We start from the raw sequence: 22,920 nt of genomic DNA on the forward strand, positions 1-22,920 counted from the left end.
GCCATGGAAGAGAAGCTGCGCTTCGCTATCCGTGAAGGCGGCCGCACCGTCGGTGCCGGCATCGTCGTCACCATCAAGGAATAACCGAGCCCGGCATTCGCCGGATCGACAAGAAAGGGCGGTCTTCGGGCCGCCCTTTTTGTTTGCCAGGCTACCGGCTGCCGCCCCGTCGGCCGAACCCTGTTGCAAGGCTCTGGACCTCGTCTAGTATAGGTTGCATCAAGGGGCTTTTTCCAAATGGTTCCAAGGCGGTATTTTCATCGTCGGGCATTGTGGCCGCTGGCTCTGACCTGGCTGATTGCGTTGCTTGCCACAGGCCCGGCAGCCTTCGCGGCGGATGCGGCGCCGGATCTTGGGCCGACGATGCGGTTCGGCATTGTCCGCAGCAACGCAGCGGGGTGCGAGCCGATCTGTCCGGAATGGATATCGGCCGAGGGCTCCATAGAAGCCGGAACTCCGGCGCTCTTCAAACGCATGCTGAAGACGCTTGGCGGGCGGAAACTGCCTGTTGTCGTGGATTCTCCCGGCGGCAATGTCGAGGCGGCGCTGACGCTTGGCCGGCTGATCCGCAAGAACAAGCTCGATATCGCCATCGGCAAGACGGTGTTTTCCAGCTGCCAGCCCGACGCGAAGGGGTGCCAGGACCGTGACGCCCGCTACTTCGGCGATGTCATCGACTATGGCGCCATGTGCAATTCCGCCTGTCCTCTGATGTTTGCCGGCGGCATCAGGCGAGTGGCTGGCGAATGGGCCTATCTCGGCGTCCATCAGATCACCACGACCTACATCCGCACGAAATTGCAATACCGGACCACCTACCGGATCGTCGGGGGCAAGAAGAAGATCCTCAACACGAAGATCGTCAGCCGCAAGAACGCCGGCAGCTACAAGACCTACGAAATGAGCAAGTCGGTGGAGAAAAAGCTGGCGGCCTACCTGGACCAGATGGGCATCGAACAAAGCATGCTCGAAACGATGAAGGGCACCCCGGCCAGCGAAATCCACCAGATCGCCCTCGATGACATGCTGGCGATGAAGCTGGTCACCAGCACGGACGCCGTGGGCCTGTTGACCGCGGCGAGCCTGTGCGAACCCGGCCGCCTGGCCACGAATTGCCGGGAGGTGCCGGGGAACAAGCCTGGTGGCCTGATGGCGACCGCGGCCAGGCCTACTCCGCCAGCGATCGAACCCGAGGCGGCGCGGCGCGATGAAGACATGCGCTTCGTTGTCGTTCGCGGCACCAATCCGCTCTGCAATCCAGACTGCCCGGAATGGATCTCGGCGGAAGGCGCGATCACCCCCCAGACCCCGCAGAAGCTGCGCCAGCTGCTCGCCACGCTCGGCAAACGGCAACTGCCTGTCGTGATCAGCTCGAAGGGAGGCGACCTGTTCAGTGCCCTGGCGGCGGGACGGCTTATCCATGAAAAGAAGCTCGACGTCGCCGTTGGCCGCACCGATTTTGTCGGCTGTGACCCAGGAGCGTGGAATTGCCTGGCCAAGGAGGGCGCCTATGCCGGGCTGAGCATCGATGCGGGCGTGGAGTGCGATTCGGCCTGCGCGTTCATGCTTGCCGGCGGCATCAGGCGGCTTGTCGGTCCCCAGGCGCGACTTAGCCTCTACCCGATGGGGCAAAAGCTGATGGTCAAGGCCTACCTGGAGGAGATGGCGATCAGTTCCGCCCTGTTCGCGTCGATCGAGCGGCGCTCGGTCGAGCGCCGGCTGGAACCCGACATGATGCTGAAGGTCGGCCTGACGACGAGCCTGCAATCGGTCGACGCGCTGACCGGCGCCACCATTTGCGAGGCGGTGCCAAGACCCGAGAATTGCCGGATCCGGCCTTCCGCCAATGCCGAGGCTGACGCGCCGGCCAAATTGTAGTGGGCGACGGAGCCCGAAACTGGCCATCGAGGCAGGTTGAGCCGCTTTCGATTTTTCCGCTATCGTCGCTGCTGGCGGCTTCAGGCAGGCGGAGGATCGAGAATGGGCCAGGATATCCCGACACTCTACGAATGGGCCGGCGGCAGCGAGGCCTTGAACCGGCTCACCCAGACCTTCTATGACAAGGTGGCGCAGGACCCGATCGTCGGGCCGGTGTTCAAGACCATGTCGCCGGATCACCCCGCCCATGTCGCGGCCTTCATCGGCGAGGTTTTCGGCGGACCGAAGACCTACAGCGAGCAGTTCGGCGGCCACCGCGAGATGGTCATGCACCATCTGGGCAAGCATCTGAGCGAAGAGCAGCGCCGCCGCTGGATCAGCCTCCTGGCCGATGCAGCCGACGCGGTCGGCCTGCCTGACGATCCGGAATTCCGTTCGGCCTTCATGGGCTATGTCGAATGGGGATCGCGCCTGGCCAAGATGAACTCCAATCTCGGCGAAACCTGCGATCCGCAGACGGAACCGATGCCGGCCTGGGGCTGGGGTGTGCCGGGCGGCCCCTATCAGCCACCGGGTACAAACTAGCGTCCAGTTCGCCATGGAGGTGTTGGGCTGATGCCGGAAGATGTGAAGATCATACGTTGGCGCGAGTGGGACGGACCGGGTCTCGAACATTTGGTGCTGCAGGAGCGGGCAGGGGAGGTCTCGGCCGACTCTGTCGCAGTCTGCTCCGGGCAAACGCCTTTTGCCGTCCGTTACCGCATCGTTTGCGATGTCGGCTGGCACGCCAGGCGTGTCGTTGTCGATATGATCGGTAGCGGCCGCACGCTTGTTCTTGCCGCCGATGGCGATGGTCGCTGGACCAGGGACGGCCTGCCGATGCCGGAGCTCGACGGCATTTTCGATCCCGACCTGACCATCACGCCGTTCACCAACACGCTGCCGATCCGGCGATTGCAGCTTTCCGCCGGGCAGAGTGCCGAGATAACCACTGCCTTCATCGACTTCCCCGCCCTCACGGTCGTCGCCAACCCGCAGCGCTACACATGCCTCGAAGAGGGCAGGCGATATCTCTATGAATCGCGCGCCAGCGACTTCAGGCGGGAACTTGAAATCGACCGCAACGGGCTGGTTGTCGACTATCCCGATTTCTGGCGCAGAGGTTAAGGCGTGTTTGCATGCAAACCGCTCTTTACAGAGCGTGCGGAAGCTTTTAGGAAGCGCCTGCTGCGCCGACATGCGCACGTACGGGCATAGCTCAGTTGGTAGAGCGGCGGTCTCCAAAACCGCAGGTCGTAGGTTCGAGCCCTGCTGCCCGTGCCATTCCCTGAATGGCATTCAACCCAATGTCTCGCCGTTTCGGAATGGCGTTCAAAACGATATTTCCATGGTCCGGCCTTTGAAAATCGGCGACCCGCTTGCCATATAGGGTCGATTGGGGCATAAGAGCGCCATAGCCGGGACGGAACGACTGGATGGTTCCGAGGCGGTGTTTGGTCATAAAGCGGAGACTTGCCACTTGCGTGGATCAAGAATCGGTTTTATGTAGACGAAACAGACACGCGACGCGTGGAGCTGGGAAACCGGCTTTACGCGTCTGATTTGCATGGGCGAAATGATTGCGCTGATTCGGCGCGAAATTCGCTCAGGCGGCACGTCCCGGCCAGCGGGATCATCCAGGAGACCCGGCCAACGGGTCTTGAAGACAGAGCGGCATATGGCTTCGAAAACCACAAATCCTTTCGTCTTTCTCCAGCAGGTTCGCGCGGAGACCGCCAAGGTGACTTGGCCGTCGCGGCGCGAAACGATGATCTCGACGGTGATGGTTCTGGCCTTCGCAGTGATCGCGATGATCTTTTTCTTCACCGCTGATCAGCTCATGGGCCTCGCGGTCGAACAGATTCTGGGCATCGGACGCTAAGTCCGGCGATTACGGAGAAGTCTTGAAATGACCGCGCGCTGGTACATCGTCCACGCCTATTCGAACTTTGAAAAGAAGGTCGCCGAGGATATCGAGAACAAGGCCAAGCAGAAGGGCCTGTCTGCCGACATCCACCAGATCGTGGTTCCGACCGAGAAGGTCGTCGAAGTTCGCCGCGGCCGCAAGGTCGATGCCGAGCGCAAGTTCTTCCCGGGCTATGTGCTGCTGAAGGCCAATCTGACCGACGCCGTGTTCTCGCTGGTCAAGAACACGCCGAAGGTCACCGGCTTCCTGGGTGACTCCAAGCCGGTGCCGATCACCGAGGCGGAAGCGCAGCGCATCCTGAACCAGGTGCAGGAAGGCGTCGAGCGGCCCAAGCCCTCGGTCACGTTCGAGATCGGCGAAGCGATCCGCGTTTCGGATGGTCCCTTCGCGTCGTTCAACGGTTTCGTCCAGGAAGTGGACGAGGAGCGGGCGCGGCTCAAGGTGGAAGTTTCGATCTTCGGGCGCGCCGTGCCTGTCGATCTGGAATTCGGGCAGGTCGAAAAGGGCTGATCCGAAATCCCTGAAGCCGGTTTGGCGATCAGGGGAGGCGGCGCGGAAGCGCGGCCTGAGAACGGTGGGAGACGAATGCGGCTTTAGCCGGCCGCATGGATCGCACCACCAGACTGCAACCGCCGGCATGACCGGCATAGACAAAGGCAGGAAAAGAGATGGCTAAGAAAATTGCAGGCCAGCTCAAGCTCCAGGTGAAAGCGGGATCGGCTACGCCGTCTCCCCCGATCGGCCCGGCGCTTGGTCAGCGTGGCATCAACATCATGGAGTTCTGCAAGGCGTTCAACGCGCAGACCCAGGAAATGGAAAAGGGATCGCCGGTTCCGGTTGTCATCACCTACTATCAGGACAAGTCCTTCACCTTCGTCATGAAGACGGCGCCGGTGAGCTACTTCCTGAAGAAGGCGGCGAACCTGACCTCTGGTTCCAAGGAGCCGGGCAAGGTCAAGGCCGGTACGGTTTCGCGTGACAAGGTCCGCGAGATTGCCACCGCGAAGATGAAAGACCTGAACGCAAACGACGTCGAAGCGGCCATGCGCATGGTCGAGGGCTCCGCCCGCTCGATGGGTCTGGAAGTGGTGGGCTAAGATCATGGCAAAGATTGCAAAGCGTGTATCGAAGACCCGCGAAGGCATCGATCCCAACAAGGCTTATGCCCTGGGTGATGCGCTGAAGCTGCTCAAGGACCGTTCCTCGGTGAAGTTCGATGAGACCATCGAAGTCGCCATGAACCTCGGCGTCGACCCGCGCCATGCCGACCAGATGGTCCGCGGCGTGGTCAACCTGCCGAACGGCACCGGCCGCTCGGTACGTGTCGCCGTGTTCGCCCGTGGCGACAAGGCCGACGAAGCGCGCGCCGCCGGCGCCGACATCGTTGGTGCCGAGGATCTGGTCGACATCGTCCAGAAGGGCACGATCGATTTCGATCGCTGCATCGCCACGCCGGACATGATGCCGCTGGTCGGCCGTCTGGGCAAGGTGCTCGGCCCGCGCGGCATGATGCCGAACCCGAAGGTCGGAACCGTCACCACCGACGTTGCCGCCGCCGTCAAGGCGTCCAAGGGCGGCGCCGTCGAGTTCCGTGTCGAGAAGGCTGGCATCGTCCATGCCGGCGTCGGCAAGGTCTCGTTCGACGTCAAGGCCCTGGAAGAGAACATCCGCGCCTTCGCCGATGCGGTGACCAAGGCAAAGCCGACTGGCGCCAAGGGCAACTACGTCAAGAAGGTGTCGGTCACCTCGACGATGGGCCCGGGCCTCAAGCTCGACGTCGCGACGCTCAACGCGTCCTGATACGAACATTTGGATCGGCCGCCAAGCGGCTGATCCGCAAGTGAATTCCGGACCTCCGACTTGTCGGCGGCCCGGTACCGGAAGCCGAAAGGTTTCCGGACATCCTGTCCGAGATTGCAGGCGGCCCAGAAGCCTTAATTCGATTTGGGCCTGCATGAGACGGGTGAAGACCGGACAACGGAGCGATTGCTCCAATGAAAGGTTCGAACCGTGTTTGCCTTTTGTCTGCGCATCGCCGGCTTGACTGTCGATGTGGCGAAAGGGGGCAGGATCCTCGAGCGTCGTTCGGGAGATCCGTTACTGGATGGCCCGGCCGACAAAAGGCAACCCGACGCCTGTCCTCGTCAATGGGATGTTCCCGTTAACAGGATTGGGGTCAACTGGAGATAGGCAGTGGACAGAGCGGAAAAACGCGAACTCGTCACGGGCCTGAACGGTGCGTTCTCGAACGCAGGTTCAGTGGTCGTGGCCCACTACGCCGGTATCACCGTCGCGCAAATGAACGACCTTCGGTCGAAAATGCGCGCTGCCGGTGGCACCGTCAAAGTCGCGAAGAACCGTCTCGCCAAAATCGCTCTTCAGGGCACGGACTCCGCATCGATCATCGAGCTGTTCAAGGGACAGACGCTGATTGCTTATTCGGAGGATCCGATTGCGGCGCCGAAGGTCGCGTCCGATTTCGCCAAGGGAAATGACAAGCTCGTCATTCTCGGCGGCGCAATGGGCACCACCTCGCTCAATGCCGACGGTGTGAAGGCACTCGCCACACTTCCGTCGCTCGATGAGCTGCGCGCCAGGCTGGTTGGCATGATCGCCACGCCGGCAACCCGGATCGCCCAGATCGTCAATGCGCCAGCGGCCTCGGTCGCGCGCGTCATCGGCGCTTACGCCCGGAAGGACGAGGCGGCATGAGGCCGTTCCTCGCTATCACAAACACACGTTCGAACCTTATGAAGGAACACAACAATGGCTGATCTCGCAAAGATCGTAGACGACCTTTCGAAGCTGACCGTCCTCGAGGCGGCCGAGCTGTCGAAGCTTCTGGAAGAAAAGTGGGGCGTTTCGGCTGCTGCTCCGGTGGCGGTTGCCGCTGCTGGCGGCGCTGCGGCCGCTGCTGCTCCGGCCGAGGAAAAGACGGAATTCGACGTCGTCCTCACCGACGCAGGCGCTCAGAAGATCAACGTCATCAAGGAAGTCCGCGCCATCACCGGTCTTGGCCTCAAGGAAGCCAAGGATCTGGTTGAAGCGGCTCCGAAGCCGGTCAAGGAAGCCGTTTCCAAGGCCGACGCTGACAAGTTCAAGGCCCAGCTGGAAGCAGCCGGCGCCAAGGTCGAACTGAAGTAAGCGTAAAAGCGGCGGGCGGCCTCGCGCCGTCCGCCACTCCCTTCGCCCGAAGGGAGAGCGCGTAACGCGAGATCTGCGAGAACCTCTTTCCTGAGGGCCGAAAATCGGCCTTCAGGAAACGGGTTTTCTCCCGTTCTAGCCGGCCGCCGACAGGCGCCGGGAAAACAGACAGAGGGTTGCCGCCAAGGTGGCCCAGTATGCAAGGCGAGCCGCGGCGAGGCTCGTCCCGAGTTTAGAGCTAAGGAGCGACGATGGCCCAGACCCAGACTTTCAATGGCCGCAGACGCGTACGCAAGTTCTTCGGAAAGATTCCGGAAGTTGCGGAGATGCCGAACCTGATCGAGGTTCAGAAGGCATCCTATGACCAGTTCCTGATGGTGGCGGAGCCCAAGGGTGGGCGTCCGGACGAGGGGCTGCAGGCCGTTTTCAAGTCGGTCTTCCCGATCTCCGATTTTTCCGGCTCCTCCATGCTGGAGTTCGTGAAGTACGAGTTCGAAGGACCGAAATTCGACGTTGACGAATGCCGTCAGCGCGACCTCACCTATGCCGCGCCGCTCAAGGTGACGCTGCGCCTCATCGTGTTCGATATCGACGAGGACACCGGCGCCAAGTCCATCAAGGACATCAAGGAGCAGGACGTCTACATGGGCGACATGCCGCTCATGACCTTGAACGGCACCTTTATCGTCAACGGCACCGAGCGCGTCATCGTTTCGCAGATGCACCGTTCGCCGGGCGTCTTCTTCGACCATGACAAGGGCAAGTCGCACTCGTCGGGCAAGCTTCTGTTTGCCGCGCGCGTCATCCCGTATCGCGGTTCGTGGCTCGACATCGAGTTCGATTCCAAGGACGTCGTGCACGCCCGCATCGATCGCCGCCGCAAAATTCCGGTGACGTCGCTGCTGATGGCGCTCGGCATGGACGGCGAAGAGATCCTGTCGACCTTCTACAACAAGATCACCTACAAGCGTGCCGGCGACCATTGGCGCATTCCGTTCAACGTCGAGCGTTTCCGCGGCCTCAAGGCTGTCGGCGACCTGGTCGATGCCGATACCGGCGAAGTCGTCGTCGAGGCCGGCAAGAAGATCACCGCACGCCAGGCACGGGCGCTTGGCGAAAAGGGGCTGAAGGCGATCAAGGCGACCGACGAGGACTTGCTCGGCAACTATCTGGCCGAGGACATCGTCAACTACGCCACCGGCGAGATCTTCCTCGAGGCCGGTGACGAGATCGACGAGAAGACGCTGAAGGTACTGCTCGGCACCGGCGAAGAGGAGATCAAGGTTCTCGACATCGACCACGTCAATGTCGGCGCCTATATCCGCAACACGCTCAACGTCGACAAGAACGAGAGCCGCCAGGACGCGCTGTTCGACATCTATCGTGTCATGCGCCCCGGCGAGCCGCCGACGCTCGAAACCGCCGAAGCCATGTTCAACTCGCTGTTCTTCGATAGCGAGCGCTACGATCTGTCGGCCGTCGGCCGCGTCAAGATGAACATGCGCCTCGAGCTGAAGGCCGAGGACACCGTGCGCGTGCTGCGCAAGGACGACATCCTGGCCGTGGTCAGGACGCTGGTTGAACTGCGCGACGGCAAGGGCGAGATCGACGACATCGACAATCTCGGCAACCGCCGCGTGCGTTCGGTCGGCGAGCTGATGGAAAACCAGTACCGCGTCGGCCTGCTGCGCATGGAGCGCGCGATCAAGGAGCGTATGTCCTCGATCGAGATCGACACGGTCATGCCGCAGGACCTGATCAACGCCAAGCCGGCGGCTGCCGCCGTGCGCGAGTTCTTCGGTTCCTCGCAGCTGTCGCAGTTCATGGACCAGACCAACCCGCTGTCGGAGATCACCCACAAGCGCCGCCTCTCGGCGCTTGGACCGGGCGGTCTGACCCGCGAGCGCGCCGGCTTCGAAGTGCGCGACGTGCACCCGACGCATTACGGCCGCATCTGCCCGATCGAGACGCCGGAAGGCCCGAATATCGGTCTGATCAACTCGCTGGCCACCTTCGCACGCGTCAACAAGTACGGCTTCATCGAGAGCCCGTACCGCAAGATCGTCGACGGCAAGCTGACCAATGACGTCGTCTATCTCTCGGCGATGGAAGAGGCCAAGCACCACGTCGCGCAGGCCAACGCCGAACTCGACAAGAACGGTGGTTTCGTCGACGAATTCGTCATTTGCCGCAGCGCCGGCGAAGTGATGATGGCGCCGCGCGAAAACGTCGATCTGATGGACGTGTCGCCCAAGCAGATGGTGTCGGTGGCCGCGGCCCTGATCCCGTTCCTGGAAAACGACGACGCCAACCGCGCTCTGATGGGTTCGAACATGCAGCGTCAGGCCGTGCCGCTGGTGCGCGCCGAGGCGCCGTTCGTCGGCACCGGCATGGAGCCGATCGTCGCCCGTGACTCGGGCGCCGCCATCGGCGCCCGCCGCGGCGGCATCGTCGACCAGGTGGACGCGACGCGTATCGTTATCCGCGCCACCGAAGATCTCGATCCGGGCAAGTCCGGCGTCGATATCTACCGGTTGATGAAGTTCCAGCGTTCGAACCAGAACACCTGCATCAACCAGCGTCCGCTGGTTCGCATGGGCGACCGGGTCAACAAGGGCGACATCATCGCCGACGGTCCGTCGACCGAGCTCGGCGATCTGGCGCTCGGCCGCAACGTGCTGGTCGCGTTCATGCCGTGGAACGGCTACAATTACGAGGACTCGATCCTCCTGTCCGAACGCATCGTCGCCGACGACGTCTTCACCTCGATCCACATCGAGGAGTTCGAGGTCATGGCGCGCGATACCAAGCTTGGACCGGAGGAAATCACGCGCGATATCCCGAACGTCTCGGAAGAAGCGCTGAAGAACCTCGACGAAGCCGGCATCGTCTACATCGGTGCGGAAGTTCAGCCGGGCGACATCCTGGTCGGCAAGATCACGCCGAAGGGCGAAAGCCCGATGACGCCGGAAGAGAAGCTTCTGCGCGCCATCTTCGGCGAAAAGGCATCCGATGTGCGCGACACCTCGATGCGCATGCCTCCGGGCACTTTCGGCACCGTCGTCGAGGTGCGCGTCTTCAATCGCCACGGTGTGGAGAAGGACGAGCGCGCCATGGCGATCGAGCGCGAGGAGATCGAACGCCTCGCCAAGGACCGCGACGACGAGCAGGCCATTCTGGACCGTAACGTCTATGCGCGTCTTTCCGACGTGCTCGTCGGCAAGGAAGCGATCGCTGGACCGAAGGGCTTCAAGAAGGGCTCGACGCTGTCCAAGGATACGCTCGACGAGTATCCGCGTTCGCAGTGGTGGCAGTTTGCCGTGGAGAACGAAAAGCTCCAGAGCGAACTGGAAGCGCTGCGTGGCCAGTACGACGATTCCAAGAAGGCGCTCGAGCAGCGTTTCATGGACAAGGTCGAGAAGGTCCAGCGCGGCGACGAAATGCCTCCGGGCGTCATGAAGATGGTCAAGGTCTTCGTGGCCGTGAAGCGCAAGATGCAGCCCGGCGACAAGATGGCCGGCCGTCACGGCAACAAGGGTGTCGTGTCGCGGATCGTTCCGGTCGAGGACATGCCTTTCCTCGAGGACGGCACGCATGCCGATATCGTGCTCAACCCGCTGGGTGTGCCGAGCCGCATGAATGTCGGCCAGATCCTGGAAACGCATCTGGGCTGGGCATGTGCGGGCATGGGCAGGAAGATCGGCGAGCTGATCGACACGTACAAGGCAGCCGGCGACATCAAGCCGCTGCGCAAGACGCTCGAGAGCTTCATCCCGGCCAACGACCGCAACGAGCCGGTTCGTGACTATGACGACGAGAGCATCGTTCGCCTCAGCGAGCAGATGCGCCGCGGCGTCTCGATCGCGACCCCGGTGTTCGACGGCGCGCATGAGGCTGACATCAACATCATGCTGGAGCAGGCGGGCCTGCACAGCAGCGGTCAGTCGCAGCTCTATGACGGACGCACGGGCGAGCCGTTCGATCGCAAGGTGACGATGGGCTACATCTACATGCTCAAGCTTCACCATCTCGTGGACGACAAGATCCACGCGCGTTCGATCGGTCCGTACTCGCTCGTCACCCAGCAGCCGCTGGGCGGCAAGGCGCAGTTCGGTGGCCAGCGCTTCGGCGAGATGGAGGTCTGGGCGCTGGAAGCGTACGGCGCCGCCTACACGCTGCAGGAAATGCTGACGGTGAAGTCCGACGACGTCGCCGGCCGTACCAAGGTCTACGAGGCGATCGTGCGTGGCGACGACACCTTCGAGGCCGGCATCCCGGAGAGCTTCAACGTTCTCGTCAAGGAAATGCGGTCTCTCGGCCTCAATGTCGAGCTGGAGAACACCAAGCTCGACGACAACCCTGTCCGGCTGCCCGACGCGGCCGAGTAAGGCAATGGCGCGCCACGGCTGTCCGCGGCGCGCCTCGAGCATGATCCCGAAAAGTGGCTACCGGTTTTCGGACAGGATCATGCTCAACCAGGAAGAATTCGACGGCCAGTGGCCGACAAAGACGGCGGGCGTTTGGCTCGCGACTAGATGCAAGGGATCTTCGAGGATCCCGAAAAGGAGAACGGCATGAACCAAGAGGTCATGAATCTCTTCAATCCGCAGGCGCCTGCGCAGGTGTTCGATTCCATCCGGATATCGCTTGCCAGCCCTGAGAAGATTCTGTCCTGGTCTTTCGGCGAGATCAAGAAGCCGGAGACCATCAACTACCGCACCTTCAAGCCGGAGCGTGACGGTCTGTTCTGCGCGCGCATTTTTGGCCCGATCAAGGACTACGAGTGCCTGTGCGGCAAGTACAAGCGCATGAAGTACAAGGGCGTCATCTGCGAGAAGTGCGGCGTCGAAGTCACGCTGTCGCGCGTTCGCCGCGAGCGCATGGGCCATATCGAGCTGGCGGCACCGGTCGCCCATATCTGGTTCCTGAAGTCGCTGCCGTCGCGCATCGGCACGCTGCTCGACATGACCCTGAAGGACATCGAGCGCGTCCTCTACTTCGAGAACTACATCGTCACCGAACCTGGCCTCACCGCGCTGAAGGAGCACCAGCTGCTCAGCGAGGAAGAGTACATGATCGCCGTCGACGAGTATGGCGAGGATTCGTTCACCGCCATGATCGGCGCCGAGGCCATTCATGACCTCCTGGCCGGCATGGACCTGGAGAAGATCGCCGGCGACCTGCGTTCGGAACTGGCGTCGACCACCTCCGAGCTGAAGCAGAAGAAGTATCTGAAGCGGCTCAAGGTCGTCGAGAACTTCATGGAATCCGGCAATCGTCCGGAATGGATGATCATGAAGGTGGTTCCGGTGATCCCGCCGGACCTGCGTCCGCTCGTCCCGCTGGACGGCGGCCGTTTCGCCACGTCGGATCTGAACGATCTCTATCGCCGCGTCATCAACCGCAACAACCGTCTGAAGCGGCTGATCGAGCTGCGCGCCCCCGGCATCATCGTGCGCAATGAAAAGCGCATGCTGCAGGAAGCCGTCGATGCGCTGTTCGACAACGGCCGTCGCGGCCGCGTCATCACCGGCGCCAACAAGCGCCCGCTGAAGTCGCTGTCCGACATGCTCAAGGGCAAGCAGGGCCGATTCCGTCAGAACCTGCTCGGCAAGCGCGTCGACTATTCCGGCCGCTCGGTCATCGTGACCGGTCCGGAGCTCAAGCTGCACCAGTGCGGCCTGCCCAAGAAGATGGCGCTCGAACTGTTCAAGCCCTTCATCTACGCCCGTCTCGACGCCAAGGGTTACTCCTCGACCGTCAAGCAGGCGAAGAAGCTGGTCGAAAAGGAGCGTCCGGAAGTCTGGGATATCCTCGACGAGGTCATCCGCGAGCATCCGGTGCTGCTGAACCGTGCGCCGACGCTGCACCGTCTCGGCATCCAGGCGTTCGAGCCGATCCTGATCGAAGGCAAGGCGATCCAGCTGCACCCGCTGGTCTGCACGGCCTTCAACGCCGACTTCGACGGCGATCAGATGGCCGTTCACGTGCCGCTGTCGCTGGAAGCGCAGCTTGAAGCCCGCGTGCTGATGATGTCGACCAACAACATCCTGCACCCGGCTTCGGGCGCGCCGATCATCGTGCCGTCGCAGGACATGGTTCTGGGTCTCTACTATCTCTCGATCGTCAACCAGAACGAGCCGGGCGAGGGCATGGTGTTTGCCGATATGGGCGAACTCCAGCACGCGCTCGAGACCAAGGCGGTGACGCTGCACTCCAAGATCAAGGGTCGTTTCCGCACGGTCGACGCCGAAGGCAAGGTCGTGTCGAAGATCCATGACACCACGCCTGGCCGCATGATCATCGGCGAGCTTCTGCCGAAGAACGTCAACGTGCCTTACGAGACCGCCAACCAGGAGATGACCAAGAAGAACATCTCCAAGATGATCGACACCGTCTACCGCCACTGCGGTCAGAAGGAGACGGTCATTTTCTGCGATCGCATCATGGCGCTCGGCTTCAGCCATGCCTGCCGCGCCGGCATTTCGTTCGGCAAGGACGACATGCTGATCCCGGATGCCAAGATCAAGCTGGTCTCCGACACCGAGGCTTTGGCCAAGGAATACGAGCAGCAATACAATGACGGTCTGATCACGCAGGGCGAGAAGTACAACAAGGTCGTCGACGCCTGGGCCAAGTGCTCGGAAAAGGTCGCCGACGAGATGATGGCCCGCATCAAGGCGGTCGAGTTCGAGGACAATGGCCGTCAGAAGCCGATGAACTCGATCTACATGATGTCGCACTCCGGTGCGCGTGGCTCGCCCACCCAGATGCGCCAGCTTGCCGGCATGCGCGGCCTTATGGCCAAGCCGTCGGGTGAAATCATCGAGACGCCGATCATCTCGAACTTCAAGGAAGGCCTCACCGTGCTCGAGTACTTCAACTCGACCCACGGCGCCCGCAAGGGTCTGGCCGACACCGCCTTGAAGACGGCGAACTCGGGTTACCTCACCCGTCGTCTGGTCGACGTGGCGCAGGACTGCATCGTCAACTCCGTCGACTGCGGCACCGACAAGGGCCTCACCATGCAGCCGATCGTCGATGCCGGTCAGGTCGTTGCTTCGGTCGGCCAGCGCGTGCTGGGCCGTACGTCGCTCGACGACATCACCCATCCGGTGTCGGGCGAGATCCTGGTCAAGGCCGGAACGCTGATGGACGAGCGTGACGTGGAACAGATCGAAAAGGCCGGCGTCCAGTCGGTCCGCATCCGCTCGGCACTGACTTGCGAAGTCAGGGTTGGCGTCTGCGCGGTCTGCTACGGTCGCGATCTGGCCCGCGGCACCCCGGTCAACCAGGGCGAAGCCGTCGGCGTCATCGCGGCGCAGTCGATCGGCGAGCCGGGCACCCAGCTCACCATGCGTACCTTCCACATGGGCGGTACCGCGCAGGTGGTGGACAGCTCGTTCCTTGAAGCCTCGTATGAGGGCAAGGTCGAGATCCGCAACCGCAACGTGGTGCGCAACTCCGACGGCCAGCAGATGGTCATGGGCCGCAACATGGCGGTGCTGATCCTCGACGAAGCCGGCAAGGAGCGCGCCTCGCACCGTCTCACCTATGGTTCGCGCATCTTCGTGGACGATGGTGACAAGGTGAAGCGCGGCCAGCGTATCGCCGAGTGGGATCCCTACACGCGTCCGGTCCTCACCGAAATCGAGGGCAGGGTGTCGTACGAGGATCTGGTCGACGGCATTTCCGTTCAGGAAACGGCCGACGAGTCGACCGGCATCACCAAGCGTGAGGTCATCGACTGGCGCTCGACGCCACGTGGCAACGACCTGAAGCCGGCGATTGCGATCCAGGACGCCAAGGGCAAGGTCGGCAAGCTGTCCAAGGGCGGCGACGCCCGCTTCCTGCTCTCGGTCGAGGCCATTCTTTCGGTCGAGCCGGGTTCGCAGGTTCGCCCCGGCGACGTTTTGGCGCGTATTCCGATGGAAAGCGCCAAGACCAAGGACATCACCGGCGGTCTGCCGCGTGTTGCCGAGCTGTTCGAGGCACGTCGTCCGAAGGATCACGCCATCATCGCCGAGATCGACGGCACGATCCGCTTCGGCCGCGACTACAAGAACAAGCGTCGCATCATCATCGAGCCGCATGACTCGACGCTTGAGCCGGTCGAATACCTGATCCCGAAGGGCAAGCCGTTCCATCTCCAGGACGGCGACGTCATCGAGAAGGGCGACTACATCCTCGACGGCAACCCGGCGCCGCACGACATCCTGGCGATCAAGGGCGTGGAGGCACTTGCTTCCTACCTCGTCAACGAGATCCAGGAAGTCTACCGTCTGCAGGGCGTGTCGATCAACGACAAGCACATCGAGGTGATCGTTCGCCAGATGCTGCAGAAGGTCGAGATCACGGTGCAGGGCGACTCGACCTACATCCCGGGCGATCATGTCGACGTGATCGAACTGGAAGAGGTCAACGAGCGTCTGGTCGAGGACGGCAAGAAGCCGGCCGAAGGCCTGCCGGTGCTGCTCGGCATCACCAAGGCATCGCTGCAGACGCCGTCCTTCATCTCGGCCGCCTCCTTCCAGGAGACGACGCGAGTGCTGACGGAAGCTGCCGTTGCCGGCAAGACCGACATGCTGCAGGGCTTGAAGGAAAACGTCATCGTCGGCCGGTTGATCCCGGCCGGTACCGGCGGCACGATGAGCCAGATCCGGCGCATCGCCACCTCGCGCGACGAACTGATCATCGACGAGCGCCGCAAGGCCTCGGGTGCGGAAGTCGCCGAGCCGATGCTGGCCGACATGACCACCGCCGCGCAGTAAGCGCGGACGGCAACGATCTCAGGCAATAAGGCCGTCGGGGCAACCCGGCGGCCTATTTCTTTGTGCTATTCGGACACCCTCTCGAAGCGAAGCAGATCGCCCGGCTGACAGTCGAGATAGTCGCAGATGCGCTCCAGCGTGTCGAACCGGATACCCTTGACCTTTCCCTGCTTCAAAAGAGAAAGATTGGCCTCGGTGATGCCGACATATTCGGCCAGGTCCTTTGACTTCACGTTTCGTTCGGCGAGGACGACATTGAGCCTGACCCTTATGGGCATGAGCTGATCCTCATCAGATGAATTGCGCGTTTTCTTCGGCGAGTGCCGATGCCTCGGCCATGACCCAGGTGATGACAGCGACGATGCAAGCTGCCAGCAAGGTCAGCATCGTGTCGCTGTCGAGACCGAGCGTCAGCCGGTGCTGGCCGGCAGGCGCGTCCCAGCTGAGCAGAACGGACAATGCCGCCGCCGAAACCGGTTTCAGCAAGGCGGATGCCAGCAGGCCGAGGCCAAAGTATCGCAAATTGCTGATGGCGCCCTGACCGAAGAAGTTGCCGGACGCGAAAGCGCCGAAGCAGCGCCTTGCGGCCATGAGCGCGAAGACGAGGCAGGCAAGCGGCACGAACGAGATCGCGAACCCGACCAGTCTTCGACCGAGGCCGAGCTCGCTCAGCCATTCCTGCGGGATTTGCGCATCGGCCGCGATCGAACTGGCGGAGACGCTGAGCCAGTAGAACAGCAGACCGATGGTCAGCAATATGGCGAGGACGACAAAACACCTCGCCAGCACTAGGCTGAAAAGTCGGATGCGTCTCAATCTAAGCTGGCGGGCAGGATCGGCGGGGACAGCCGTGATGACAGGTTCAATCATCGCCGTTATCACTCCATTGTAATTAATTATCGTTTTACAATAATTTATTTATGCGCAATGATGATTCTTGTCAATTCCTCATCACAGGAGAAACCTATGCCTTCGTTCAAACGCCGGATTGCCGTGGCAGCCATCGCGATTGTCGCCGCGTCCATAACGCCTTTTGCTGCCATCGCCCTCCCGTCGACAGCGACAGGCCGGATATCGGTGGGGCAGGTGATGGAAATGCTCGACAAGGCCGACACGAGCCCGGTCGCCAGGCAAACGCTGGTCGCCTATGTCGCCGGGGTTGGCGAAGCCGCCGGCGTGATCGCCGACACGATCGGCAATGGCGGCCTCGTTTCCTGCAAGAGTTCTTTCAGCCTGGATACACGAGCGGTGCGCGCCGCCCTTGAAGCGGGCGCCCCTCGTCAGGGTAACTGGTCTCAGACACCGGCGACGCCACTGATCATTGCCGACATGGTCAAGCGTGCCGGTTGCAGGACCAGGAATTGAGCCTGGCGATCCGCTGGTTCTCAGTCGCGCGACAATCCTGTCGCGCGACTATTCCCAATCTGCGACCCCCGCGCGCGATCAGCGAGTGCGGTTCCAGAGCTCAATCGAAAAACGCCTCGACTACGTTGCGCTTGCCGAGCATGAAGGCGTCAGCGACATGCTGGAGCGGGGCCAGATCGACATCGGAAACGCCGGCGCGCACGATCTCGGCGAAGCGCTTGTAGAGCATCGGATATTCCGCTTCCGGCTCTTCGTGAATGAGCTTGCCGTCGATGGCGAGCTTCGAGCCGCCGCCCGACAGCACCATGGCGCCCTTGTCGGTGTCGGCCAGGATGTCCCAGCTTTGCGGGCCTGTCTGCAGCCAGTCGAGGTCCATCGTCACCGGCAGGCCATTCGAGGTGCGGAAGGTGACGCGCGCGGCAACCGGGGAGGCGCGGTTTTCGGGAAAGTCGAGCACCGCCGAGGTGATGAACATGGCCGGCAGGATATGGGTGGCAATCGACAGCGCGTTGATGCCGGGATCGAAGACGCCAAAACCGCCGGGAGCCCAGATCCATTCCTGGTTCGGGTGCCAGCGGCGCACATCCTCTTTCCAGTTGATGGCGGCCGAGCGGATGCGGGCTGAACTTAGAAAAGCACGTGCGGCCTCGACGGCCGGCGCATAGCGCGAGTGCCAGCTGGCGAACAGCGAGACGCCGTTGTGCGCAGCCAATGTCTTGAGGTCTTCGACCTCGCTGACAGTAGCGCCCGGCGGCTTCTCCAGGAAGACATGCTTCTTTGCCGTCAGCGCCGTCCGCGCCGCGTCGTAGCGGAATTGCGGCGGCATGCAGAGCGAGACGGCCTCGAGCTCGGCTACGGCGTCGAGCATGGCTTCGATGGTGGGGAAATTCGGGATGTCATCCACCTTGCCGTGACGGCTGGCGGCCGCGACGAGGCGATAGTCCTGGTCTTTCGCCAGGGCCGGCAGGTGCTGGTCGCGGACGATCTTGCCGACGCCGACGATGCCTATCTTGATGGGCTGGGACACGGCCGCTCCGTCTGTTTGATGATGGTGATGGCTTCTTATCAGAACACTTGCCTCGGGCAAGCCGAAGCCGAGCAGCCAAGCTCAGCCTTCCCTTAGCGGCAGCACATTTGTCGGCTGGGAAGGCCTCGGTCGCCGATTCGGTTCGGCAGTCGATTCGAAAGCTGGACCGGGGTCAGATCGGCACGTCGAAGGTAACGATCGACACTTCGCCTTCGAGCGCGCCCTGGAAGGCGGAAATATGCGGCTCTTCGTCGGGGATGCCGTCCATGTCGCCGATCTGGTCGAGCTCGGCCTCGGCGTAACCTTCGGCGGCAAGCGATTCGAGCGCCCGGCGCACCGCCGAATCGTCGTCGGGCGCAACCAGCATGACGTGGACGCCTTCCGGTTTGCCGCCTTTTTTCTTCCACACCCGGCCGGTGATGATGGTGACCGGGCGTTCTTCGTTGTCGTTCACGGGCCGATTCCTCTTGGCAGCGGGTGGGCGGGCGAGGGGGTTTTGACTGCTCATGCGGCCTTTTCGCATGAAGCAAGGCCGCGCAACAGCGCAAACCCATTCACTTTGCCTGAAGGCTTGTCACTTTCTTCCTCGCTCTTGCAAAAATGCGAAAGAAAATTACATGCGGTTTTCGCATGGCTGCCAAGCCTTGGTCGGCGCGCAATATTTGGTGCTCCGGGCTTGACGGTCCGCGGTCTTACGGGTAGAAGCCGCCCAGTCAGAACCGATGTGAGGCTCTCCCTTCCGAAGCGACACGCTTTGGAGTTTGCCTCAAACAGGGTTCGTTTTACGAGCGAAAAGACATTTCCGGCGTGCACGAAGCGGCTTCCGCTTCCTCTGCCTTTTGTTCGGGCAAGACCGCGAGGCGCGGTTTATGGCCCGAATTTGCGTATGGAAATGACGCTTTGAGCGGCCCTGACCGGGCGAGACACGGAATTGAGAGACAAGAGGGTTTAATGCCTACCGTCAACCAGCTGATCCGCAAGCCGCGCATTGCGCCGGTGAAGCGCAACAAGGTCCCGGCCATGCAGCAGAACCCGCAGAAGCGGGGCGTCTGCACGCGCGTCTATACAACGACGCCGAAGAAGCCGAACTCGGCGCTGCGCAAGGTGGCCAAGATCCGCCTGACCAATGGTTTTGAAGTGATCGGGTACATCCCCGGCGAAGGCCACAACCTTCAGGAGCACTCCGTGGTGATGATCCGCGGCGGCCGCGTCAAGGATCTTCCGGGCGTTCGCTACCACATCATCCGCGGCGTGCTCGACACGCAGGGTGTGAAGAACCGCAAGCAGCGCCGTTCGAAGTACGGCGCCAAACGCCCGAAGTAAGGGGCGTCCGAAATAAGATTTTCCGGCCTTGGCGCTCCTTGAGTGCGTCGGGCTATGAGATTGAGAGACAAAAGCCATGTCGCGTCGTCACAGTGCAGAAAAGCGTGAGATCAATCCGGACCCGAAGTTCGGCGATTTGATCGTCACCAAGTTCATGAACGCCGTCATGTATGACGGTAAGAAGTCGGTCGCCGAGACCATCGTCTACGGCGCGCTCGACCAGGTTCAGTCGAAGACCAAGCAGGAGCCGGTCACCGTCTTCCATCAGGCGCTCGACAATGTCGCGCCGCATGTGGAAGTGCGTTCGCGCCGTGTCGGCGGCGCCACCTACCAGGTTCCGGTCGACGTGCGCCCCGAGCGCCGCCAGGCATTGGCCATTCGCTGGCTGATTGCTGCGGCCCGCAACCGCAACGAGACCACGATGGTCGACCGCCTCTCCGGCGAGCTGATGGACGCGGCCAACAACCGCGGCACCGCTGTCAAGAAGCGTGAAGACACCCACAAGATGGCTGAAGCCAACCGCGCTTTCGCGCACTACCGCTGGTAAAGCGCGAACGAGACTGAGAGGCAGCTACGATGGCCCGCGAATACAAAATCGAAGACTACCGCAATTTCGGTATCATGGCGCATATTGACGCCGGTAAGACGACGACCACCGAGCGCGTCCTCTACTACACGGGCAAGTCGCACAAGATCGGCGAAGTCCACGACGGCGCTGCCACCATGGATTGGATGGAGCAGGAGCAGGAGCGCGGCATCACCATCACGTCCGCCGCGACCACGACCTTCTGGAAGGCTCGTGACGGCAAGATGCACCGCTTCAACATCATCGACACCCCCGGCCACGTCGACTTCACCATCGAAGTCGAGCGTTCGCTGCGCGTGCTCGACGGCGCCATCGCGCTGCTCGATGCCAATGCCGGTGTTGAGCCGCAGACCGAGACCGTCTGGCGCCAGGCCGACAAGTATCGCGTTCCGCGCATGATCTTCTGCAACAAGATGGACAAGATCGGCGCCGACTTCTATCGCTCGGTCGAGATGATCGGCTCGCGCCTCGGTGCGCATGCTGTTGTCATGCAGCTGCCGATTGGTGCCGAGACCGAGTTCAAGGGCGTTGTCGACCTCGTCGAGATGAACGCGCTGGTCTGGCGCGACGAGACGCTGGGCGCTGCCTGGGACATCGTCGAGATCCCGGACGACCTCAAGGCTCGTGCCGAAGAATACCGCGAGAAGATGATCGAGGCTGCTGTCGAAATGGACGAGACGGCGCTTGAGAATTACCTCGAAGGCAAGATGCCGTCGAATGACGAGATTCGCGCGCTGATCCGCAAGGGCACCATCGCGGTCAAGTTCTACCCGATGTTCTGTGGCTCGGCCTTCAAGAACAAGGGCGTGCAGCCGCTGCTCGACGCCGTTGTCGAATATCTGCCGTCGCCGGCCGATGTTCCCGCCATCAAGGGCGTCGATGCCAAGACCGACGCCGAGATCGAGCGTCATGCCGACGACAACGAGCCGCTGTCGATGCTCGCCTTCAAGATCATGAACGACCCGTTCGTCGGTTCGCTGACCTTTGCGCGCATCTATTCGGGCAGGCTCACCAAGGGCATCTCGGTCGACAACACGGTGAAGGGCAAGAAAGAGCGCATCGGCCGCATGCTGCAGATGCATGCGAACTCGCGCGCCGACGTCGAAGAGGCTTTTGCCGGCGACATCGTTGCTCTTGCCGGTCTCAAGGATACGACCACCGGCGACACGCTGAGCGATCCGCTGCATCCGGTCATTCTCGAGCGCATGGAATTCCCCGATCCGGTCATCCAGATCGCCATCGAGCCGAAGACCAAGAACGACCAGGAAAAGATGGGCCTCGCCCTTCACCGCCTGGCCGCCGAGGATCCGTCCTTCCGCGTCAAGACCGACGAGGAAAGCGGCCAGACCATCATTTCCGGCATGGGCGAACTCCACCTCGACATCATCGTCGACCGCATGCGTCGCGAGTTCAAGGTTGAGGCCAATGTCGGCGCACCGCAGGTGGCCTATCGCGAGACGATCACCCGCAAGCACGAGCAGGACTACACGCACAAGAAGCAGACTGGCGGTACCGGTCAGTTCGCTCGCGTCAAGATCCTCTTCGAGCCGAACCCGGACAGCAGCGAGTTCGAGTTCGATACCAAGATCGTCGGCGGCGCCGTGCCGAAGGAATACATCCCTGGTGTCGAAAAGGGCATCAACAGCGTCATGACCTCGGGTCCGTTCGCGGGCTTCCCGATGATCGGCGTCAAGGCGACCCTCATCGACGGCGCTTACCACGATGTCGACTCCAGCGTTCTGGCCTTCGAAATCGCCGGCCGCGCCTGCTTCCGTGAAGCAGCACCCAAGCTTGGCGTGCAGCTGCTCGAGCCGATCATGAAGGTCGAAGTCGTGACGCCGGAAGACTACGTCGGCAGCGTCATCGGCGATCTGAACGGTCGTCGTGGCCAGATCCAGGGTCAGGAAGCGCGTGGCGTCGCCGTTGTCATCAACGCGATGGTGCCGCTCGCCAACATGTTCAAGTATGTCGACAACCTGCGCTCGATGAGCCAGGGCCGTGCGGCCTACACGATGCAGTTCGATCACTACGAGCCGGTTCCGACCGCAGTGGCCCAGGAAGTCCAGAAGAAATACGCGTAAGGGTTCCTTAGCCACCGGCGTCGCGTCCCTTGCGCGGTGCCGGATCTGAAGAGCGAATAACAATTTCCCCCAAGCGGGTAGAATAGACGGAGAACGATTATGGCCAAAGGTAAATTCGAGCGTAACAAGCCTCACGTGAACATCGGCACGATTGGCCACGTCGACCATGGCAAGACGTCGCTGACGGCGGCGATCACCAAGTATTTTGGCGAATACAAGCGCTACGACCAGATCGACGCTGCCCCTGAAGAGAAGGCGCGCGGCATCACGATCTCGACGGCTCACGTCGAATACGAGACGGCCAACCGCCACTACGCTCACGTCGACTGCCCCGGCCACGCCGACTATGTGAAGAACATGATCACCGGCGCCGCGCAGATGGACGGCGCGATCCTGGTCGTGTCGGCTGCCGACGGCCCGATGCCGCAGACCCGCGAGCACATCCTGCTGGCCCGTCAGGTCGGCGTGCCGTCGATCGTGGTGTTCCTGAACAAGGTCGACCAGGTCGACGACGCCGAGCTGCTCGAACTGGTCGAGCTCGAGGTTCGCGAGCTTCTGACCAAGAACGAATTCCCCGGCGACGACATTCCGATCGTCAAGGGTTCGGCTCTGGCTGCTCTCGAAGACTCGGACAAGAAGATCGGTGAAGACGCGATCCGCGAGCTGATGGCTGCGGTCGATGCCTACATCCCGACGCCGGTCCGTCCGCTCGACAAGCCGTTCCTGATGCCGATCGAGGACGTGTTCTCGATCTCGGGCCGCGGCACGGTCGTGACCGG

At 62.0% G+C, this 22,920-nt stretch carries 20 protein-coding genes, 1 tRNA gene and 1 pseudogene; 18 read left to right on the top strand and 4 right to left on the bottom strand.

Translation table 11 applies throughout. The features are described from left to right. The 13 genes and pseudogenes from LB519_RS30945 to rpoC all read left to right on the top strand — a co-directional run. Window positions 1–84 (top strand): annotated as a pseudogene (locus LB519_RS30945) (elongation factor Tu); the annotation flags it as partial. A 153-nt stretch (window positions 85–237) separates the two neighbouring features. Beyond that, window positions 238–1,878 (top strand): hypothetical protein, encoded by a 1,641-nt coding sequence (locus tag LB519_RS30950; protein WP_127366961.1) that lies wholly within the window; start codon window positions 238–240, stop codon window positions 1,876–1,878. Between the two features lie 102 nt (window positions 1,879–1,980). Continuing rightward, window positions 1,981–2,463, top strand: a complete 483-nt coding sequence (locus tag LB519_RS30955) for a group II truncated hemoglobin (RefSeq protein ID WP_024505637.1) — start codon at window positions 1,981–1,983, stop codon at window positions 2,461–2,463. A 30-nt stretch (window positions 2,464–2,493) separates the two neighbouring features. Beyond that, entirely contained in the window at window positions 2,494–3,045 is a 552-nt protein-coding gene (locus tag LB519_RS30960; RefSeq protein ID WP_063168072.1) for a putative glycolipid-binding domain-containing protein, read from the top strand. 80 nt (window positions 3,046–3,125) lie between these two features. Next, window positions 3,126–3,201, top strand: a tRNA-Trp gene (locus LB519_RS30965). A gap of 394 nt (window positions 3,202–3,595) precedes the next feature. Beyond that, entirely contained in the window at window positions 3,596–3,799 is a 204-nt protein-coding gene (gene secE / locus LB519_RS30970) for a preprotein translocase subunit SecE (protein ID WP_013531408.1), read from the top strand. Window positions 3,800–3,826: 27 nt separating this feature from the next. Continuing rightward, complete coding sequence (gene nusG, locus LB519_RS30975; RefSeq protein ID WP_013531409.1) at window positions 3,827–4,354, top strand: transcription termination/antitermination protein NusG; 528 nt, start codon at window positions 3,827–3,829, stop codon at window positions 4,352–4,354. Window positions 4,355–4,512: 158 nt separating this feature from the next. Beyond that, a complete protein-coding gene (rplK, locus tag LB519_RS30980; RefSeq protein ID WP_013531410.1) occupies window positions 4,513–4,941 on the top strand; it encodes a 50S ribosomal protein L11 in 429 nt (142 codons plus the stop codon). A gap of 4 nt (window positions 4,942–4,945) precedes the next feature. Further along, the gene (rplA, locus tag LB519_RS30985; protein WP_013531411.1) at window positions 4,946–5,644 is read left to right on the top strand and encodes a 50S ribosomal protein L1; all 699 of its coding nucleotides are present in this window, start codon (window positions 4,946–4,948) and stop codon (window positions 5,642–5,644) included. Between the two features lie 393 nt (window positions 5,645–6,037). Then, window positions 6,038–6,556 carry a 50S ribosomal protein L10 gene (gene rplJ / locus LB519_RS30990; RefSeq protein ID WP_013531412.1) on the top strand — a complete coding sequence of 173 codons (519 nt, stop codon included), beginning with the start codon at window positions 6,038–6,040 and terminating at the stop codon, window positions 6,554–6,556. A gap of 54 nt (window positions 6,557–6,610) precedes the next feature. Further along, window positions 6,611–6,988 carry a 50S ribosomal protein L7/L12 gene (rplL, locus tag LB519_RS30995; protein WP_013531413.1) on the top strand — a complete coding sequence of 126 codons (378 nt, stop codon included), beginning with the start codon at window positions 6,611–6,613 and terminating at the stop codon, window positions 6,986–6,988. Between the two features lie 251 nt (window positions 6,989–7,239). Beyond that, a complete protein-coding gene (gene rpoB, locus LB519_RS31000) occupies window positions 7,240–11,376 on the top strand; it encodes a DNA-directed RNA polymerase subunit beta (protein ID WP_013531414.1) in 4,137 nt (1,378 codons plus the stop codon). A 186-nt stretch (window positions 11,377–11,562) separates the two neighbouring features. Further along, window positions 11,563–15,759 carry a DNA-directed RNA polymerase subunit beta' gene (gene rpoC / locus LB519_RS31005; RefSeq protein ID WP_013531415.1) on the top strand — a complete coding sequence of 1,399 codons (4,197 nt, stop codon included), beginning with the start codon at window positions 11,563–11,565 and terminating at the stop codon, window positions 15,757–15,759. A 65-nt stretch (window positions 15,760–15,824) separates the two neighbouring features. On the opposite strand, the gene LB519_RS31010 is transcribed toward rpoC, so the two are convergent. Both LB519_RS31010 and LB519_RS31015 read right to left on the bottom strand, forming a co-directional pair. Then, complete coding sequence (locus LB519_RS31010) at window positions 15,825–16,037, bottom strand: helix-turn-helix domain-containing protein (RefSeq protein WP_013531416.1); 213 nt, start codon at window positions 16,035–16,037, stop codon at window positions 15,825–15,827. 13 nt (window positions 16,038–16,050) lie between these two features. After that, a complete protein-coding gene (locus tag LB519_RS31015) occupies window positions 16,051–16,629 on the bottom strand; it encodes a DUF2975 domain-containing protein (RefSeq protein ID WP_063168071.1) in 579 nt (192 codons plus the stop codon). 96 nt (window positions 16,630–16,725) lie between these two features. On the opposite strand from LB519_RS31015, the gene LB519_RS31020 reads away from it, so the two are divergent. After that, entirely contained in the window at window positions 16,726–17,124 is a 399-nt protein-coding gene (locus tag LB519_RS31020) for a chlorophyllide reductase subunit BchY (protein ID WP_013531418.1), read from the top strand. Between the two features lie 100 nt (window positions 17,125–17,224). On the opposite strand, the gene LB519_RS31025 is transcribed toward LB519_RS31020, so the two are convergent. Both LB519_RS31025 and LB519_RS31030 read right to left on the bottom strand, forming a co-directional pair. Continuing rightward, window positions 17,225–18,151, bottom strand: a complete 927-nt coding sequence (locus LB519_RS31025) for a Gfo/Idh/MocA family protein (protein ID WP_013531419.1) — start codon at window positions 18,149–18,151, stop codon at window positions 17,225–17,227. Window positions 18,152–18,323: 172 nt separating this feature from the next. After that, a complete protein-coding gene (locus LB519_RS31030; protein WP_013531420.1) occupies window positions 18,324–18,605 on the bottom strand; it encodes a transcriptional regulator in 282 nt (93 codons plus the stop codon). 497 nt (window positions 18,606–19,102) lie between these two features. Between LB519_RS31030 and rpsL the strand changes: the two genes are divergently transcribed. The 4 genes from rpsL to LB519_RS31050 all read left to right on the top strand — a co-directional run. Further along, entirely contained in the window at window positions 19,103–19,474 is a 372-nt protein-coding gene (rpsL, locus tag LB519_RS31035) for a 30S ribosomal protein S12 (protein WP_006333356.1), read from the top strand. A 76-nt stretch (window positions 19,475–19,550) separates the two neighbouring features. Continuing rightward, window positions 19,551–20,021 carry a 30S ribosomal protein S7 gene (rpsG, locus tag LB519_RS31040; RefSeq protein WP_008875664.1) on the top strand — a complete coding sequence of 157 codons (471 nt, stop codon included), beginning with the start codon at window positions 19,551–19,553 and terminating at the stop codon, window positions 20,019–20,021. A gap of 29 nt (window positions 20,022–20,050) precedes the next feature. Next, on the top strand, window positions 20,051–22,141 hold the full coding sequence (fusA, locus tag LB519_RS31045) for an elongation factor G (RefSeq protein ID WP_013531421.1): 2,091 nt from the start codon (window positions 20,051–20,053) through the stop codon (window positions 22,139–22,141). A 99-nt stretch (window positions 22,142–22,240) separates the two neighbouring features. Then, a partial coding sequence (locus LB519_RS31050; protein WP_224621939.1) for a GTP-binding protein occupies window positions 22,241–22,920 on the top strand: 680 nt, incomplete at its 3' end.

This window comes from Mesorhizobium sp. AD1-1 (assembly GCF_020164655.1).
Classification (GTDB): Bacteria; Pseudomonadota; Alphaproteobacteria; order Rhizobiales; family Rhizobiaceae; genus Mesorhizobium; species Mesorhizobium ciceri.